A 15,409-nucleotide genomic window follows, 5' to 3' on the forward strand; every position below is an offset into this window, starting at 1 on the left:
AGGTCAAGAGCGCACAGAACCCGGAGGTGAGCCATGGGGCAGTGGAAGGTCTGGAATACCGACGGGTTGCCGGTGGACAAGGCGTTGGTGGTGTGGAACGAGGCGATCTCTTCGGCGTTCCTCGACGTGCGCACCGAGCGACGGGAACATCACCCTGTGTTCAATGCGCGCCTGCAATCACTGGAGGCGGGCGAGCTTTGTGTGAATCGACTGCAAGCCCCGTCGTACAGCGTGGCAGGCGGCGGCGACAGCACCCACGAATGGGCGTTCATCAACCTGCATCATCAAGGCACCTGCCAATTGCGCCAGCACGGGCGCGAGCAGTCGATCGGCCCCGGGGATGTCAGCCTCAACCTGGGGTGCTCGCCGTTCGACTTCAGTTTCGCCGCAGGGCTGGGCATCACCTGCCTGCGTCTGCCACTGGCCCTTCTGGCTTCGCGCACCCAGCGCCTGAGTGACGCAGTGGCCAGGCCGCTGCCGGTCGGCGCGCCCACCCAGCTGTTTGTCGGTTATGCCCATCACCTGGCACAGAGCATCGACGCGCTGCAGGCCTGGCAGGTCCCCCAGGCCACCCATTGCCTCATGGACCTGCTGGCCCTGGCGGTCGACAGCCATCACGCCCCTGACGAGAACACCCGCAGCAGTGTGCGCGAGGCGCTCTACCAGCGGGCACGTCGCTTTTTGATCGAACACCAGGGCGATGCGGCACTCTCCCCCCTGGACCTTGCGGCCCATTTGCATATGGCACCGCGCACGCTCCAGTGCCTGTTCCAGGAGCACCACACCACCTTCACCAAAACCCTGCTGGAGTTGCGCCTGCTCACCGCCCGCCAGCTCATGGCCAGGGCGCCTCAATTGCAGGTGGCGCAGGTGGCGTACCGTGTCGGCTTTTCCGATCTGTCGTATTTCAACCGAACCTTCAGGCGCCGCTTTGGCATGACCCCGGGCGAGCAACGACGCAGTGAAAACGTCAGTTGAAGGACTGAACGGCCTCCCATTTCCGTCCTGTTTCTGCGCAAAAAAACAGGATAGTAAAACGGTATAACGCGGCTAGAGAACGTTGACTCAACAGCGCACCATCCCCTCAGTCGGCCACAGACTCGACCTTAATAACGAGCCGACCGCACTCACTACTTTCCACTGACCTCACGAACCAGCCAGGTTTTCGTTCGTAGACCTGTGCACAACTAAAAACCGTTTGGAGCAAGCAGCGTGAAACATTTTTCGGATGTTGGGGATGATTGTGTTCGCCACTGCAGTCAGCTGATTTCAGTGTTACTCGTAGGCTGTTCAATCAGCACTGGCGTGTTGGCCACCGACCTCCCGGTGGTCAATCTCGGCGCCACAAGCTTTTACGACGGTGCCGAAATTCCCGGTGGCAAAGGCTGGACGACGTCACTGTTCTATCAGAACTACAACGGCAGCAAGATCGTTGATAACAAAGGGCACGCGATTGGCTTGCCCAAGTCCACGACCAATATCGATAGCGTGCTGACCCAACTGGTCTATCAGGGCGAAGGCGGTCCTCTGAATGGCGACTGGGGCTTCTCGGCGATCTTGCCAGTGGTCACCAAAGCCGACGTCAATGACGGCCTGAACAATGCGGTGCTCGACGGCAAGGAAGGCGTGGCAGACCTCAATGTCGGTGTGTACTTGCAGTTCAAACCGATCATGGGTGAGCACGGCCCAGTCTTCGCGCAGCGGATCGAAGCGGATGTGATCGCACCTGTGGGCGATTACGACAAACATACCGCCATCAACCCCGGCTCCAATTTCTGGTCGTTCAACCCCTATTGGGCGGCGACGTACTGGGCAACACCCAATACGACTATTTCCTGGCGCCTGCACTACTTGTGGAACGGCAAAAACAATGACCCCTCGCCTGAAACCTACGGTGCGAATGCCGATGATGTTCAGGCAGGTCAAGCCGTGCACCTGAACTTCAACGGCTTGTATGCGTTTACCCCGGCGTTCTCCGCCGGCGTCAACGGCTATTGGCTGAACCAGTTCACCGATACCAAGATCGACGGCCATGAAGTCTCAGGGCGCCGGGAGAAAGTCTTCGCGATCGGGCCAGGGGCGATGTATGCCTTCTCTCGTGAGGACATCGTGGTCGCCAATATGTATTTTGAATCCGACGTGCGTAACCGGCCCGAGGGCGACCGTTTTGTGATGCGCTGGATCCATAAGTTGTAACGCCGCTTCAGTGCCAAAAAAGGCTGAACCCACCGGTTCAGCCTTTTGCATTGCAGCGTACAAAAGAACGCAGGCTTCACGCCAACGTGGTGGCTTTGGGCAACTCGCCAAAACGTTGCTGGTAGTAGCTGGCGAAGCGCCCCATGTGACTGAACCCGTGGTCCAGTGCCACTTGGGTGATGCTCAGGTGAGTGTTCAACAGCAAACATTCACGTGCCGCGTCGAGACGCAACGCGCGCAGGCGTTCCATGGGGCTTTGCCCGTACTCGCGCCGGCACAGGGTATTGAGGCTGCGTACGCTTACTCCGCCCGCTGCCGCCAACGCCGTGAGCGTGATGCTTTGACTCACATGCTCGCGCATGAATACGTCAATTTTCTGCAGCTGGCGCGCGCACATCCTGGGGGGCGGGCTGCGTTCCACCCGCGTATCGCTGGGGGTCAGATGGCTGAGCAAAAACAACGGCAGGCACTCTTCCAGGTGTTTCAGCCAGCGTGACTGCATGACGCTGCCTGTGCCGCCGGGCAGAAACTGCAGCAGCTCGGCGACCAGACCGAACCAGCGATTGGCAATCGGGCGTTGCAGGGTACTGACCGCCGGCAGCCGGAAGTCACCGGTCAGGTTACCCTCGTCTGCCAGTTGGGTGATGGTCTGACTGACCAGGGCATTGGGCAGGCGCAGAATCAACTGCTCGCAGCCCTGATGCCAGACCATGCTGGTGTTTTCTTCGGGGGCCAGAATCACCACTTCACCGGCTCCGACCCGATGCTGCTTACCGCCCGCGTGAAAGGTTGCACTGCCGCGCAACGGCATCTGCACCAGCACGAAGTCATCGAACGGCTGAGGCCGGATCTCCACTTCGGCACCGTAGCGCAACGCGTACAGTTCCATGCGCCCGACGGGGCCATGGTAAAACTCGGTGTCCACTGAACCGGGTTGCCAATTCAACTCATGATCGGCCAGCGCCAGCGCCAGGCGGCTCTGGGTTTCCTGGGCCGAGCGGCTGACAAACACCGGCTTACGAAACATCAACGACAAGTCCAGGCCCGCATTGCCCAGGCTGGTTTCGCTCATCATGCCCATCTTAGAGCGACCGCTTGCGACGGGCTTCGATGCGTTGCAGCGTGGCACTCGGCGCTTCGTTGAACAATTTGCGGTATTCACTGGCAAACCGGCCCAGGTGATAGAACCCCCAGCCCATGGCGATGACTGAAATATTGCGCGCACACGCATCTTCGAGAATTTCCTGGCGGGCGGACGTCAGGCGAAACTTCTTCAAATACGCCATGGGCGAGACGCCGAAGTGCTTGCGAAAGCCTTCAAACAGCTTGAAGCGGGAGATACCCGCGGCGGCTTCCACGTCCTCCAGATGCAGGTCTTCACGGGCATGGTTTTCGATGAAGTCCCTGGCGCGTATCAGGTAGTACGGGAGTTTGGCGCCTGACTGGGCGCGCAACTCTTCCGTGTAGTTATTGGGCTGCGACAGGATCAGGCCCTTGATCAGTGCGCTCTCGATATCCCGGGCGAAGCTCACCTGCTCGAACAGCTCGTGGCCGCGTTCCAGTTCCTCGATGTAGTAACGGATCAACCGCCACCACGAGGCTGAAGCACCGTTGACCGCATCCATCACCGACTCGAACTTCAGGGGTGTTTCCAACGAACGCTGCAGCATGCCTTCAAGGGTATGGCGCATGGCCGTACGGGTGATCACCACCGACATCTTTTGGCAGTCGCCTGCCATCTGCAGTTTCTGGTTATCGTGGGGGCTCACAATCAGGCCCTGGTCCTGGCTGGAGAACAACCGGCGCCCGCCCATGATCAGCTCCTGCTCGCCGCGAACCGGCAAGCTGAGGCTATAGCAATTGAGCCGCTCAACGTCTTCTATGCCGACGGTCACGTCTGCCCCATAAGCCATCCAACCCAGTGTGGTGGACATGGACTTGAACACGTTCGCCTTATGGTGAAACCGGATGCGGTTTGGCTGGTGCGCCTGCAATTCATGCGGCCCGCAAACCCCCGCCATCCAGGCCCGTGCTCCGGCCAGATCATAGCGGTCTATACGGATGTCTCTGAATTGCACAAAACTCTGTTCGGTCATGACGGGCACCCACGGCAATGGATATCGACACACTCTGCGGCGTGTACCCCCGAACACGTGCAAGGGTTATGCCCGGCCCATTGAAACCGGGGATTTTCGCACCTTTTGGCTAAAAACCCCACACTATCCGGATACAGCCTGTGATCGGCGTTGCCTGAGCGCACGCCAACGGTGCACTGGCCGCACGCGTCATGCCCGAATCGCTACCGTTGGCTTCAATCAAGCCGCCGGCCTCAGGGATTTGGGGGCCAGGGCGTTACCAATATTTCCACGGCAAAACCGAGACAAACGGTTGAGTGGCGGTTTCATTCTAGCCAGAAGTGGATACCGGTTTGCCGTTTGCGGCTTTTTTGCACCTCGCTGGATTCATACAGTGGCCCTGAATTCAGACAGGAACTGCTTATGTCCAGCCTCTTGCTTCGGGTCCAACAGGTGGAGCACCTGACCCCTAGAATCCGCCGCCTGGTCTTGGTCGCCGGCAATGCCACGCCCCTGCCGACCTTCACCGCCGGGGCACACCTGGCGTTGCAGGTGCCGGGCGATCGTAATCAGCGCCGGGCCTATTCCCTGGTGAACGTGCCCGGGGCCGACCATTACGAAATTGCTGTGCAATTGGAAGAGGGAGGCACCGGCGGTTCGCGCTGGGTGCACTCGCTTCAGGTCGGCGACGAGCTGCAGGCCCAGGCCCCGCGCAATGACTTTGCCTTGTGCGAAAACCCTGCGCACGTGCTGCTGATTGCCGCAGGCATCGGCATCACGCCGATGCTTGGCATGGCCCGGTCGCTGCAGGCGGCCGGCACCCCGTTCACCCTGCACTATGCCGGTCGCGAAGCCGCGCACATGGCCTATCTGCCGCAGGTCCTCGAATACCCTGACAGCCATTGCTGGATCAGCCAGGGCGACCCGGCCAAACGCTTCCCCGCCGCAGACCTTCTCGCCACGCCCGAACCAGGCCTGCACCTGTACATCTGTGGCCCGGCGGCGATGCTCAACAGCGTGCTGAGCATCGCCCGCGGGTTGGGTTGGGCGGAGGATCATCTGCATTACGAGTTATTCAGCGGCACGCTGGAAGTCGCTGGCGACCAGGGGTTTGACGTGCTCCTGCGCGCCAGCGGCATCAACCTGCGTGTGGCCGCCGACCAAAGTGTGCTGGACGCCATGCTCCAGGCGGGCCTGGACCCGATGTTTGACTGTCGTCGCGGCGACTGCGGCGTATGCGTCGCCCAGGTGATCGAAGGGCAGCCTGACCATCGTGACATTTGCCTGTCGGCGCGCGACCGCGCCGGCGGCAGTTTCTGCACCTGTGTTTCCCGTGCCGGCAGTTCGCTGCTGGTGCTTGATCTGTGACGAGCCGAGGATATTCCGTGATACCGACCAACGAGCAAATCGCTGCCTTGATCCGCGACGACAGCGTGCACAAAAGCGTCTATACCGATCCGGTCCTGTTCCAGCTGGAGATGGAGCGCATCTATGGCAGTGCCTGGATCTACGTCGGCCATGAAAGCCAGGTTAAAAATCCCGGTGATTACCACACCACGCGCATCGGCGACCAGGACGTGATCATGGTGCGCGGCGCCAACCAGGCGGTCAGCGTCCTCTACAACCGCTGCCCGCACAAAGGCGCCAAGCTGGTGGCCGAGGGTGACGGCAGTGTCGGCAAATTTTTCCGCTGCCCTTACCACGCCTGGACGTTCAAGCTCGACGGCCAGCACCTCTCGGCGCCGCTGAAAAGCGGCTTCGAAGGGACTTGCTACGACCCCAAGCACCCGGACTTCTCGATGGCCAGCGTCGCGCGGGTCGAGGCTTATCGCGGCTTTGTGTTCGCCAGCCAGGCCTCATTCGGGCCGGACCTCAAGACCTTCCTCGGCGGCGTCATCACCTCCATCGACAACCTCTGCGACCGCTCCCCGGTAGGCGAAGTCGAAGTGGCCGGTGGCATCTTCCGCGTGCAGCAGCGCTCGAACTGGAAGGTCTTCTACGAAAACCTTCACGACACCATGCACGCCCGTGTCACCCACGAGTCATCGGTGGACGCCGCGCGCGGCGAGGCCGAAGCCATCGGTGAAATGCCCTTCGAGCTGCTGATCATGGACGGCAACGGCGAGCCTTACGACTTCTGGGAAAAGCTCGAACTGCGCGCCTATCACAACGGCCACGGCTATATGGAAGCGATCTTCGACCCGGCCGCCGCCGAGCGCGATGAAGTGTCCCGCGCGCATTTCGAGTGTTTGAGCCAGGCCTACGGCGACGAGCGCGCCAAGGCCATCCTTGGCATGAACCGGCACAACACCGTGATCTATGGCAGCGGCTCACCCCACACCGTGTTCATGCAGTTCCGGGTGATTCGCCCGATCGCGGTGGACCAGACGCTGGTGGAAATCCAGACGTTCCGCTGCAAGGGGGCGCCCGACGCGGTGTTCGACCGCGCGCTGACCTACGCCAACGTGATCAACTCGCCCTCCTCCAACGTGATGCCCGATGACGTCGAGGTGTACGCGCGCTGCCAGGAAGGCAATATGACCCGTGGTGGTGAGTGGATCAGCATGCACCGCTACGTCGGCACCGATCGGCTGCTGGAGGACGGTGCGGTATCGACCAATGGCACCAGTGAACTGCCGATGCGTAATCAATTCGCTGCCTGGAAACAGTTCATGACCGCCACCCTGATCGCCAAGGAGAGCACCCATGCTGCTTGACCGCCGGATCGACGTCGACACCCGCCCACTGAGCGCCGCCCAGGTGCCGGTTGAAACCCGGCAGCGCCTGGAACAGTTCCTGTACCACGAAGCGCGTCTGCTGGATGAGCGGCGCTTCTGGGAATGGGATCAATTGTTCACCGACACCGGCATGTACTGGGTGCCGCACAAGCATGGACAAGGCAACCCGTTCGACCATATCTCGTTGTTCTGGGAGAACCGCATGCTGCGGGAGGTGCGCATCCGCCGTGTGGAGAATGCGCGCAACTGGTCCCAGCAGCCACCGACCCGCACGGCCCACCTGGTCGGCAATGTGATGGTCGAAGGCCTGGATGCCCAGGGGTTGCTGGTGGTGAGTGCGAGCTTCCAGTACAGCGAATGGCGCCTTGAGCAACGCCAATTGGCCGGGCGCTATACCTACAAGCTCGCGCCCCGGGGTGACAGCTGGCAGATCCAGCTCAAGCGCGTCGACCTGATTAACTGCAACGACGTTTTCGCCAACCTTGAGGTGTTCGTGTGATGACCCCGCCGCTGGTGATCGCCCTGCACTATCAAAACGACGTGTTGCACGCCGACGGCAAGATTCGCGTGGGGCTGGCCGCCGATGAACCGGCGCGCACCGCGCTGCTGGAGGCCGCCGGCCGCTTGTTGGCCGGAGCCCGGGCGCGGCATTGGCCGATCATGCACGTGCGGGTGGCCTTCCGGCCCGACTATGCCGACCTGCTTCAGAACGCGCCGATCCTGCGCAACGTCGCCGCCATCGGCGCCGTTCAGGAGGGCAGCTGGGGCGCGGCGTTTTTCACTGAATTGGCGCCGTGGGATAACCCCCGGGAGTTTGTCGTGACCCACCAGCGCATCAATGGCTTTTACGGTACGTCGCTGGAAACCCTGGTTCGCCAGTTCAACCCCTCCAGGCTATTGATCGCAGGGGTGGCGACGCACTCAGTGGTGGAAAGCACGGTGCGCCACGCGGTGGACTGTGGCTTTGAAGTCACGGTACTGGCCGATGCATGCGCCAGCGCCGACAGCCGCGTGCACGCCGCTTCGCTGCACAGCATGGCGCTGATTGCCTCGATTCAAAGCGTTAATCAAGCCTTGGAGGGCTACCCATGATGCTCACCGGCAAGGTCGCGATCGTGACCGGCAGTACCCAAGGGCTGGGGTTGGACATCGCCCGCCAATTGCTCGACGAAGGCGCCCGGGTGATGCTGGCCGGGCGCAGTGCCGAGACCGGCCAGGCGCTGGCCGCTGAGCTGGGCTGCGGGTTTTGCGTGTGTGACGTGGAGCGCGACGACGAGATCGACGCCTGCATCGCCGCCACCCTGGCGTGCTATGGCCGCCTCGACATCCTGGTCAACAACGCCTGCCTGTATGCCGACCAGGGGCTGGCCTCCGATCGCGCGCAGTGGCTGAAGACCTTGAACGTCAACCTGGTGTCGGCGGCGATCTTCACACAGAAGGTCGCCGTTCACCTGCCCGACGGTGGCGTGGTGATCAATGTGGGCAGTACCGGTGGCAAATTCGGCGCTGCCGGACGGGCGCTCTACCCCGCCTCGAAAGCCGGCATCCTGCAGCTGACCAAAAACCTCGCCGTCAGCCTGGCGCCCGCCGGCGTTCGGGTGCTGAGCGTGTCGCCGGCCTGGACCTGGTCGCCGAGCGTGGCCGAGTTCAGCGGCAATGACCTGGAACTGGCGGATCAGGTCGGCGCCCCCTTCCATCCCTTGGGCCGCATTGGTCGTGGGCATGAAGTCGGCACGGTGATTGCGTTTTTGTGCAGCGCCGGCGCCAGCTGGATGACCGGCGTCGATGTCCCGGTGGATGGCGGCTTCTCTATTCTAGGGCCGGACCGTGGCGTGTCGCCGCGTATCTGGTTTGAACAACAACGTGAACAGCAATAAACCCTGATAACCGAATGAGGCAGATGACATGGGCAACATGATTGAAATCCGTGCGACTGACAGCAACGCCACATTTGCCGGTTACCTGGCCCTACCGGCCAGTGGCAAAGGCCCGGGGGTGGTGATTGGCCAAGAGATCTTCGGCATCAACGCCAACATGCGCGCCGTCGCCGACTTTTATGCCGAGGAAGGTTACGTGGCCCTGGTGCCCGACCTGTTCTGGCGCCTGACGCCGGGAATAGACCTGGGTTACACCGAGGCGGATTTCGCCCAGGCCATCGACCTGTTCCAGCGCATGGACATCGACAAGGCCGTGCTCGATATCGACGCCAGCTTCAACGCCCTGCGCGCCATGCCCGAAGTCGAAGGCGCCGGCCTGGGCTACGTGGGGTTCTGCATGGGCGGCAAACTGGCCTGGCTGACCGCGACCCGCACCCAGGTGGCGTGCGCGGTGGGTTACTACGGCATGGGCATCGAACACCTGCTGGACGAGGCCGAACACCTCAAAGGTCGCCTGGTGCTGCACTTTGCCGAAAACGACGGCTACTGTGACGCCAAGGCCCGCGCGCAAATCAACGCACGCCTGGCCGACCGGCAGAACGTCGAGATTTACCTGTACCCCGGCGTCGACCATGCCTTTGCACGGGTCGGCGGCATGCACTACGACAAGCCGGCATCGATGATGGCCCATGAACGCAGCATCGCCGCGCTCAAACGTGAGATCGGCCCGCACTTCAACCTGTCGGCGCTATGGGAAACCCATATCCAGCACGAATTCGGCACCCGCGACGTGCCGGCGACCATGGCGACCATGGTTGCCGAACCCTACGTCAACCATATCCCGACCATGACCGGCGGCGTCGGTTACCAGCAATTGAGCCATTTCTATCAACACCATTTTGTGCACGGCAACCCGCCCGACATGAAGCTGATCCCCATTTCCCGCACCGTGGGGGCATTGCAAATCGTCGATGAGTTCATCATGTGTTTCACCCACACCACCGCCATCGACTGGATGCTGCCCAACGTCGCGCCCACCGGCCACTACGTGGAAATCCCGATGCTGGGGGTGATCAAGTTTCGCGGTGACAAGCTCTACCACGAGCACATCTACTGGGATCAGGCCAGCGTGCTGGTGCAAATCGGCCTGCTCGACCCCACCGGGCTGCCGGTGGCGGGCGTGGAGACGGCGCGCAAACTGCTCGATGAGCAACGGCCGTCCAATACATTGATGGCTAACTGGCGGACTGACCAATAGCGCTGACACGGCACTTGAAGCTGATTCAATGCCGTCGTGGCCTGCCCGGTTGATCCATTAACGGTGCAGGCCCGCCTCTTTAGAAGATATTCAACGGGTACTCGGTAATCAGGCGCGTCTGCACCAAATGCCCGCCGGTGGACGCATCACCGTCATGCCAAGCCTCTCGCAGGTGAAAGGTCAGCTTCTTGGCCGGACCGCTCTGTACGACGTATTTCACTTCGGCGTCGGTTTCGTGTTCCTGGTCGTTGGCGCCATAGAATCCGGTGTAGGCCGAGTTGCCGGGCGTATGCGTACCGTCGATGCCGGAGCCGCGAATATGGCGGGCCATGAAGCTCAGGCCGGGGGCGCCAAAGGTGCTCATGTCCAGGTCATAGCGCATCTGCCAGGACCGCTCGCCCGGGCCGTTGAAGTCGGAGTACTGCACCGAGTCCGCGAGGTTGATCGAATTACCGTAGCGGCCGGCACCGACACCGGCGTTGGTCCCCCCAAAGCCGACATAGTCGAACGGCTCGTCACCGTCGATCTTCTGGCCGGCCAGGGTAAAGGTCTGTGCGCCCAGGGTGTAGGCAGCGGCCAGCGAGGCGGCGGTGGTGTCGATGGTACCGGCCTTGGCTTCGCCATCGTCCAGTGTGCGATAGAGGTTGAAGTCCAGGGCGACGGATTGGTCAGCGGTCAACGGATGCACCAGGTTCAAATTGACGTAGTACTGATTCCAGACATCTTCCAGGTGCGCGCCGTACAGCGAAGCGGTGAACTCCTTGCTGAACTGGTACTTGCCACCCGCGAAGCTGGCCGACGCCGCACCCACACCGGCGTAGCTGGCGAGGATGTCACCGCTACGGGACGTGGTGGTGTTACCGGTACCGGAGGTGAAATGGCCGGCTTCCAGGTTCAGGCCGGTGATTTCATGACTGTCGATCTGGAAGCCTGATGCGGTCTGCGGCATCAGGTAGTTATCGGCGGTGGCGAACACCGGCGAGGTGGGCTGCAAGTCGCCGATCTTGAGCGTGGTATTGGAAATACGAAACTTGACGTCCCCACCGGCCTTCGCGAAGCCGCGATCCGGATTGCCATTGGCGTCGGATGGAATGTTCGGGCCGCCCGCACGATCGGTATCCCCGTCGATGCGCAACGCCAGGTCGGCAAACGCATCAATGCCGATACCGATGGTGCCTTGGGTGAAACCTGAGCTGTAGGTCGCCATCAGCGCCTGGCTCCAGTCACGGGTGTGGTTGCCGCTGCCGTTCTGGTTCCAGAACACGTTGCGGTTGAGCACATTCAAACTGCTGTCCGCGACGAAACCCTTGGAGTCGGACTGATCGCTGGCATAGCTCATGGCCGGCAAGGCAAATGCCAGCGCCACGGCCAAGGTATTGAGCTGAAGTAGCGGTTGGCGTTTTTTCATTATTTTTTGCTCCAGTGCACAGGTGTGTGTCGGAGCATTAAGGCGGTAGCTCAAACCGCCAACAAATGAAACTGGATGAATATTTTGATACCAGGCCTGGCAACTCAACAGGCCGTATTGTGATTAGAGAGCGGCTGCTTTTGGTCGAAACCGCATCGCCGCCCTCCTCCTCCATTCACACGGTCTTTGGATAGTTGGAGGGAAACAGCGCCTGTTTTGCCTGCTCATCCATCTCTTTTTTGAAGCTATGGTCCTTGCCCACATCCTTCGCCAGAACTGCGGCGGGACGAGCGTCAACGCGTTCGAACCAGCGCTTCAGGTTCGGGTAATCCGCCAGTGCGTCCTCCTTGCCTTTCATGATCCTCGGTGCGCGAATCAGCCAGCCCCACGTCGAAATATCGGCAAGGGTGTATTGGTCGCCGACGATGTAGTCACGGCCCGCAAGATGCTCGTCCAGCACTTCGTAATGGCGCTCGATTTCACGACGGTAGCGATTCACTGCGTAGTCGTTCCCGGCTGGCGCCGCGTACTGAAAATGCACCGCCTGACCGGAAAACGGACCCAGGCCAGAGGCGATGAAGAACAACCACGACAGCAGCTCCGGCTTGTCTTCGGGAGCGCCCATGAACTGGCCGGTTTTCTCCCCCAGGTAAAGCAGGATCGCGCTGGAGTCAAACACCCGCACTTCCTTGCCACCTGGCCCCTCGGTATCAATGATTGCTGGCACCTTGCCATTGGGGTTGATCGCGCGGAACGCGGGCAGGTGTTGCTCGCCTTTGCTGGTGTCCACCGGTATCAGTTCGTACGCCAGACCTGATTCCTCCAGAAACAGCGCGACCTTTGCCGGATTGGGTGTGGGGTGGAAATAGAAACGGATCATGGCGTCATCTCGGGTGAGTAAGGGCTGTGGCAACCAGGCACATTGCGTTTTAGAACGACTGATCTATATTAGGCGCACTGTTGGATGCGACGCAACGCTTGCGTCTGCCGCAAAAGGAAATCGGCCATGGCCAGACCCCGGGAATTTGACGAAGCCATCGCCCTCGATGCGGCGATTCAATGCTTTTGGGCCAAGGGTTTCGAGGCCACGTCGATGCGCGACTTGATTGATCGCATGAGCATGACCAGCGCCAGTGTCTATAACGCCTTCGGCGACAAACGCGCGTTGTATCGCAGGGCGTTGGCGCACTACCTTGGAAGCAGTTTCGGCGAGCGCGTGATTCGCCTTGAAGCCACCGCGGCGCCGCGTCAGGCGATTGAACTGTTCTTTGAGGAGATCATCGACCGCTCGATGAGCGACTCGCTGCATCGTGGTTGCCTGATGGTGAACTCGGCGTTGGAAGCGGTTCCTGATGCGCCCGAAGCACAAGACATCATTGATGACTTCCTGAGCCGTGCTGAGGGATTTTTCCGTGGCCGTGTTGAGGCCGGTCAACACGACGGCAGCATTTCCTGTTTGCAACCTGCCGAAGATCTTGGCCGGCTGTTACTCGGCGTGCTGCTGGGCATTCGCGTGCTGGCCCGCGCCAAGCCGCAGCGCCCATTGTTGGAAAGTGTGGTGAGGCCTGTCCTTGCCTTGCTGGATGCGGGCATTTCCCAACCCCGTGTGCCTACACCACCTTAGGCGACGCATGCCGCCGGACATCGACACTTTCAGGAGGCCGGGCTGAGCGGCGCTTCACTCGGCTGGAAATACGGCGGTGCCAACCGCAAGGTATTGCGCCCCACGCCCTTGGCGTCATAAAGCGCCGCGTCCGCCCTGGCAAGCAGGCTGGCGGTGGTGTCGCCTTCCTCAGGCACCCCGCAGCAAACACCGATGCTGATGCGCAGTGAGATGGTTGAATCACCATAGTGAGCCGGTGATTCGGCCAGGGACGCGCGCAGTGTATCCAGGGCGGCAATGGCGCCCTCTGCGTCTGTGCCCGGCAGCAATAACAGAAACTCCTCACCACCATAACGACCAATGCTGTCGGATTGACGAAGGCGCTGGGTGAGGTGGTTGACACAGTGACAAATCACTTCGTCTCCCGCCAGGTGGCCATACCGGTCATTGATCTGTTTGAAGTGATCGATGTCGACCATCGCCACGGCCAGGCAGGAGCCGTCGCGGCGCGCACGTTCCAACTCGGTGGAAAACTGATCAAGGATGGCCCGACGGTTAAGAATGCCGGTCAAGACATCGCGCAACGCCATGTGCTGGAGCAAGGATTCACTGCGCTCTTTGGACAACAACACCAGGCCCAGGGAAATCATCATCGCGGTGAACGTGCCGATACTGACCGAGATGGTTTGCTTGAGGTTGCTGACGTCGTAACGCATCTCGGCCGCCCCTCCGCCGAGCACGGCCACCACCCGCATGCCCAAGCCGATCAGGCTGATGCTAGACCCGATGATCAACAGCATCCGCGCCCGGCCCTGGGCGGGGACATAGCGGCGAGTCCAGTGGATGATCAATGCGCACTGCACCATCAACACAATCGTGGCCGCGAGCATTCGCGGTTCCAGGGTGTCGATCAGGCCGACCATCAACAGCAGCATCAACGCCGCGGGCGCGAATACCCGCCACCAGCACACGGGCAACTCCACAACCCGAAAGACACTGGCCCCATAAAAGGCCAGCGCCACCGCCAGCAAGGTATTGGCGGCGCCGTAGGTAAACCACAACGGAGCATGGCCATAAAAGGTGTAGCCCACGTAGGCCAGGGCATGTGCCAACAGACCACAGCCAATGGTCAGCAGGCCGTCGCGTCGATTGAACTGGCCGACCAGAATCAGACAAAACGCCATGATCGTCGCCACCAGGGCAACGCAGGCAAACAGCGTGGGGGTATGGGCGATCATGGCGTCTCACCGGGCGCTGGCAGGAAGTGTATGGGCGCCAGTTTAGTTGAACGGGCCAAACATGGGGGCTGTCGTGGATAACAGCGTCTGCCCTCCCCGACCTGCGTGCACGTGGCCTGCCTAATACTTTCTTAAAAGTTGGTCGCCATACTCCGCCTTACACCCCACACCCGCCGTGTCGGTGCGGGCCTATGGAGCTATTCGATCGGGGCTTGCCCGCATTTCATTCGAGCAGGGAAGGGATCATGAACTATCGAAAAATCGTGCTTTCTGCAGCGTTCATTTTTTTGCTCATGGCGTTGTGTTTTTACGCGACCTTTCTCTTCTCCCTCTACACCCTTTGCACTAAGTTGATACAGCGTCGCCGTTGCTAAAGCGTGACGCCTGACAACGGCAGATCGCAGCCACCACCTGCATTGTTGCCTCTTCGATCGTTCCTTCATTGCGGCATAACACCCAACCGTTATCGGCAATCGCTTGCTCGAACGCCTGGGTACACGCGACATGCTCTTGCAACTGATGGATCACCGTACTGCCCAGCCCACGCCGGCGTGCCGCCGCCCTCGCCCATGAAACCTCAGGCGTGGTCACAACCCCCACATGCAGGTCGGGCACGCGCACGTTTCGATCAATATTCAACTGCAGGATTTCGGCAAACGGGACCGTCCGGCGAAACGCCGCATCAGACGGGTACCAACGATCGATCAAGACGATGCTGCCGGGTGGCTGTTCCGGGAGCACGTGTTGGGAGATCCAGGCACGGCTATCCGCCAATCGCTCACACACCTCCCACTCCAATGCCCGGTCGGGGTTTCTGACGAGTTGGTTAACCAGGGCCATTGTTTCACCCCGATAGGGATCGCTTTTTTTCTCGCACAGCCGGATCACTTTGTGATTGGCGGCCCTCAGGGCTTTCGTCACGGCTTCCAGCAGCGTGGTTTTGCCGGTCCCCTTGGGCCCATCCAGAGAAACAAACAGCGGACGATTCATACTTCAACTAATGATTGAGAGGGGAA

The 15,409-nt window shown here is 60.8% G+C and carries 15 protein-coding genes; 9 read left to right on the forward strand and 6 right to left on the reverse strand.

Annotated elements, in window-relative coordinates; all coding sequences use genetic code 11:
* Nucleotides 1–33 precede the first annotated feature (33 nt).
* Together HX855_RS22090 and HX855_RS22095 are read left to right on the forward strand one after the other, a co-directional pair.
* Nucleotides 34–978, forward strand: a complete 945-nt coding sequence (locus tag HX855_RS22090; RefSeq protein WP_177086024.1) for an AraC family transcriptional regulator — start codon at nt 34–36, stop codon at nt 976–978.
* Nucleotides 979–1,308: 330 nt separating this feature from the next.
* A complete protein-coding gene (locus HX855_RS22095) occupies nt 1,309–2,196 on the forward strand; it encodes a transporter (RefSeq protein ID WP_256353002.1) in 888 nt (295 codons plus the stop codon).
* 76 nt (nt 2,197–2,272) lie between these two features.
* On the opposite strand, the gene HX855_RS22100 is transcribed toward HX855_RS22095, so the two are convergent.
* Both HX855_RS22100 and HX855_RS22105 read right to left on the reverse strand, forming a co-directional pair.
* Nucleotides 2,273–3,268, reverse strand: coding sequence for an AraC family transcriptional regulator (locus HX855_RS22100; protein WP_177086026.1), 996 nt, complete (start codon nt 3,266–3,268; stop codon nt 2,273–2,275).
* A gap of 10 nt (nt 3,269–3,278) precedes the next feature.
* Nucleotides 3,279–4,292 carry an AraC family transcriptional regulator gene (locus HX855_RS22105; RefSeq protein ID WP_177086028.1) on the reverse strand — a complete coding sequence of 338 codons (1,014 nt, stop codon included), beginning with the start codon at nt 4,290–4,292 and terminating at the stop codon, nt 3,279–3,281.
* 402 nt (nt 4,293–4,694) lie between these two features.
* On the opposite strand from HX855_RS22105, the gene HX855_RS22110 reads away from it, so the two are divergent.
* The 6 genes from HX855_RS22110 to HX855_RS22135 are packed head-to-tail and all read left to right on the forward strand — an operon-like array spanning nt 4,695 to nt 10,144.
* Nucleotides 4,695–5,639, forward strand: a complete 945-nt coding sequence (locus HX855_RS22110) for a PDR/VanB family oxidoreductase (protein ID WP_177086030.1) — start codon at nt 4,695–4,697, stop codon at nt 5,637–5,639.
* 17 nt (nt 5,640–5,656) lie between these two features.
* The gene (locus HX855_RS22115) at nt 5,657–6,988 is read left to right on the forward strand and encodes an aromatic ring-hydroxylating dioxygenase subunit alpha (protein ID WP_177086040.1); all 1,332 of its coding nucleotides are present in this window, start codon (nt 5,657–5,659) and stop codon (nt 6,986–6,988) included.
* Nucleotides 6,978–7,508 (forward strand): aromatic-ring-hydroxylating dioxygenase subunit beta, encoded by a 531-nt coding sequence (locus HX855_RS22120; protein WP_177086042.1) that lies wholly within the window; start codon nt 6,978–6,980, stop codon nt 7,506–7,508. The genes HX855_RS22115 and HX855_RS22120 overlap by 11 nt, the downstream gene beginning before the upstream one ends.
* Nucleotides 7,508–8,101 carry a cysteine hydrolase family protein gene (locus tag HX855_RS22125; protein ID WP_177086044.1) on the forward strand — a complete coding sequence of 198 codons (594 nt, stop codon included), beginning with the start codon at nt 7,508–7,510 and terminating at the stop codon, nt 8,099–8,101. Before HX855_RS22120 ends, HX855_RS22125 begins: the two co-directional genes overlap by 1 nt.
* On the forward strand, nt 8,098–8,886 hold the full coding sequence (locus HX855_RS22130; protein WP_177086047.1) for an SDR family oxidoreductase: 789 nt from the start codon (nt 8,098–8,100) through the stop codon (nt 8,884–8,886). The genes HX855_RS22125 and HX855_RS22130 overlap by 4 nt, the downstream gene beginning before the upstream one ends.
* Nucleotides 8,887–8,914: 28 nt before the next feature.
* Complete coding sequence (locus HX855_RS22135; protein WP_177086049.1) at nt 8,915–10,144, forward strand: dienelactone hydrolase family protein; 1,230 nt, start codon at nt 8,915–8,917, stop codon at nt 10,142–10,144.
* Nucleotides 10,145–10,223: 79 nt separating this feature from the next.
* On the opposite strand, the gene HX855_RS22140 is transcribed toward HX855_RS22135, so the two are convergent.
* Entirely contained in the window at nt 10,224–11,552 is a 1,329-nt protein-coding gene (locus tag HX855_RS22140) for an OprD family porin (RefSeq protein ID WP_177086051.1), read from the reverse strand.
* Nucleotides 11,553–11,727: 175 nt separating this feature from the next.
* Nucleotides 11,728–12,432 (reverse strand): glutathione S-transferase family protein, encoded by a 705-nt coding sequence (locus tag HX855_RS22145; RefSeq protein WP_177086053.1) that lies wholly within the window; start codon nt 12,430–12,432, stop codon nt 11,728–11,730.
* A gap of 126 nt (nt 12,433–12,558) precedes the next feature.
* On the opposite strand from HX855_RS22145, the gene HX855_RS22150 reads away from it, so the two are divergent.
* Nucleotides 12,559–13,176 carry a TetR/AcrR family transcriptional regulator gene (locus HX855_RS22150; RefSeq protein WP_177086055.1) on the forward strand — a complete coding sequence of 206 codons (618 nt, stop codon included), beginning with the start codon at nt 12,559–12,561 and terminating at the stop codon, nt 13,174–13,176.
* A 29-nt stretch (nt 13,177–13,205) separates the two neighbouring features.
* On the opposite strand, the gene HX855_RS22155 is transcribed toward HX855_RS22150, so the two are convergent.
* Both HX855_RS22155 and HX855_RS22160 read right to left on the reverse strand, forming a co-directional pair.
* Entirely contained in the window at nt 13,206–14,393 is a 1,188-nt protein-coding gene (locus HX855_RS22155; RefSeq protein WP_177086057.1) for a GGDEF domain-containing protein, read from the reverse strand.
* 345 nt (nt 14,394–14,738) lie between these two features.
* The gene (locus HX855_RS22160) at nt 14,739–15,383 is read right to left on the reverse strand and encodes a dTMP kinase (protein ID WP_177086059.1); all 645 of its coding nucleotides are present in this window, start codon (nt 15,381–15,383) and stop codon (nt 14,739–14,741) included.
* Between the last annotated feature and the right edge of the window lie 26 nt (nt 15,384–15,409).

The organism is Pseudomonas sp. IPO3778 (genome assembly GCF_013386825.1).
Taxonomy (GTDB): domain Bacteria; phylum Pseudomonadota; class Gammaproteobacteria; order Pseudomonadales; family Pseudomonadaceae; genus Aquipseudomonas.

Coding starts and splice junctions, on each gene's coding strand:
- HX855_RS22090 (WP_177086024.1), top strand. CDS start 34: ATGGGGCAGTGGAAGGTCTGGAATACCGACGGGTTGCCGGTGGACAAG.
- HX855_RS22100 (WP_177086026.1), bottom strand. CDS start 3,268: ATGAGCGAAACCAGCCTGGGCAATGCGGGCCTGGACTTGTCGTTGATG.
- HX855_RS22105 (WP_177086028.1), bottom strand. CDS start 4,292: ATGACCGAACAGAGTTTTGTGCAATTCAGAGACATCCGTATAGACCGC.
- HX855_RS22110 (WP_177086030.1), top strand. CDS start 4,695: ATGTCCAGCCTCTTGCTTCGGGTCCAACAGGTGGAGCACCTGACCCCT.
- HX855_RS22120 (WP_177086042.1), top strand. CDS start 6,978: ATGCTGCTTGACCGCCGGATCGACGTCGACACCCGCCCACTGAGCGCC.
- HX855_RS22125 (WP_177086044.1), top strand. CDS start 7,508: ATGACCCCGCCGCTGGTGATCGCCCTGCACTATCAAAACGACGTGTTG.
- HX855_RS22130 (WP_177086047.1), top strand. CDS start 8,098: ATGATGCTCACCGGCAAGGTCGCGATCGTGACCGGCAGTACCCAAGGG.
- HX855_RS22135 (WP_177086049.1), top strand. CDS start 8,915: ATGGGCAACATGATTGAAATCCGTGCGACTGACAGCAACGCCACATTT.
- HX855_RS22140 (WP_177086051.1), bottom strand. CDS start 11,552: ATGAAAAAACGCCAACCGCTACTTCAGCTCAATACCTTGGCCGTGGCG.
- HX855_RS22145 (WP_177086053.1), bottom strand. CDS start 12,432: ATGATCCGTTTCTATTTCCACCCCACACCCAATCCGGCAAAGGTCGCG.
- HX855_RS22150 (WP_177086055.1), top strand. CDS start 12,559: ATGGCCAGACCCCGGGAATTTGACGAAGCCATCGCCCTCGATGCGGCG.
- HX855_RS22155 (WP_177086057.1), bottom strand. CDS start 14,393: ATGATCGCCCATACCCCCACGCTGTTTGCCTGCGTTGCCCTGGTGGCG.
- HX855_RS22160 (WP_177086059.1), bottom strand. CDS start 15,383: ATGAATCGTCCGCTGTTTGTTTCTCTGGATGGGCCCAAGGGGACCGGC.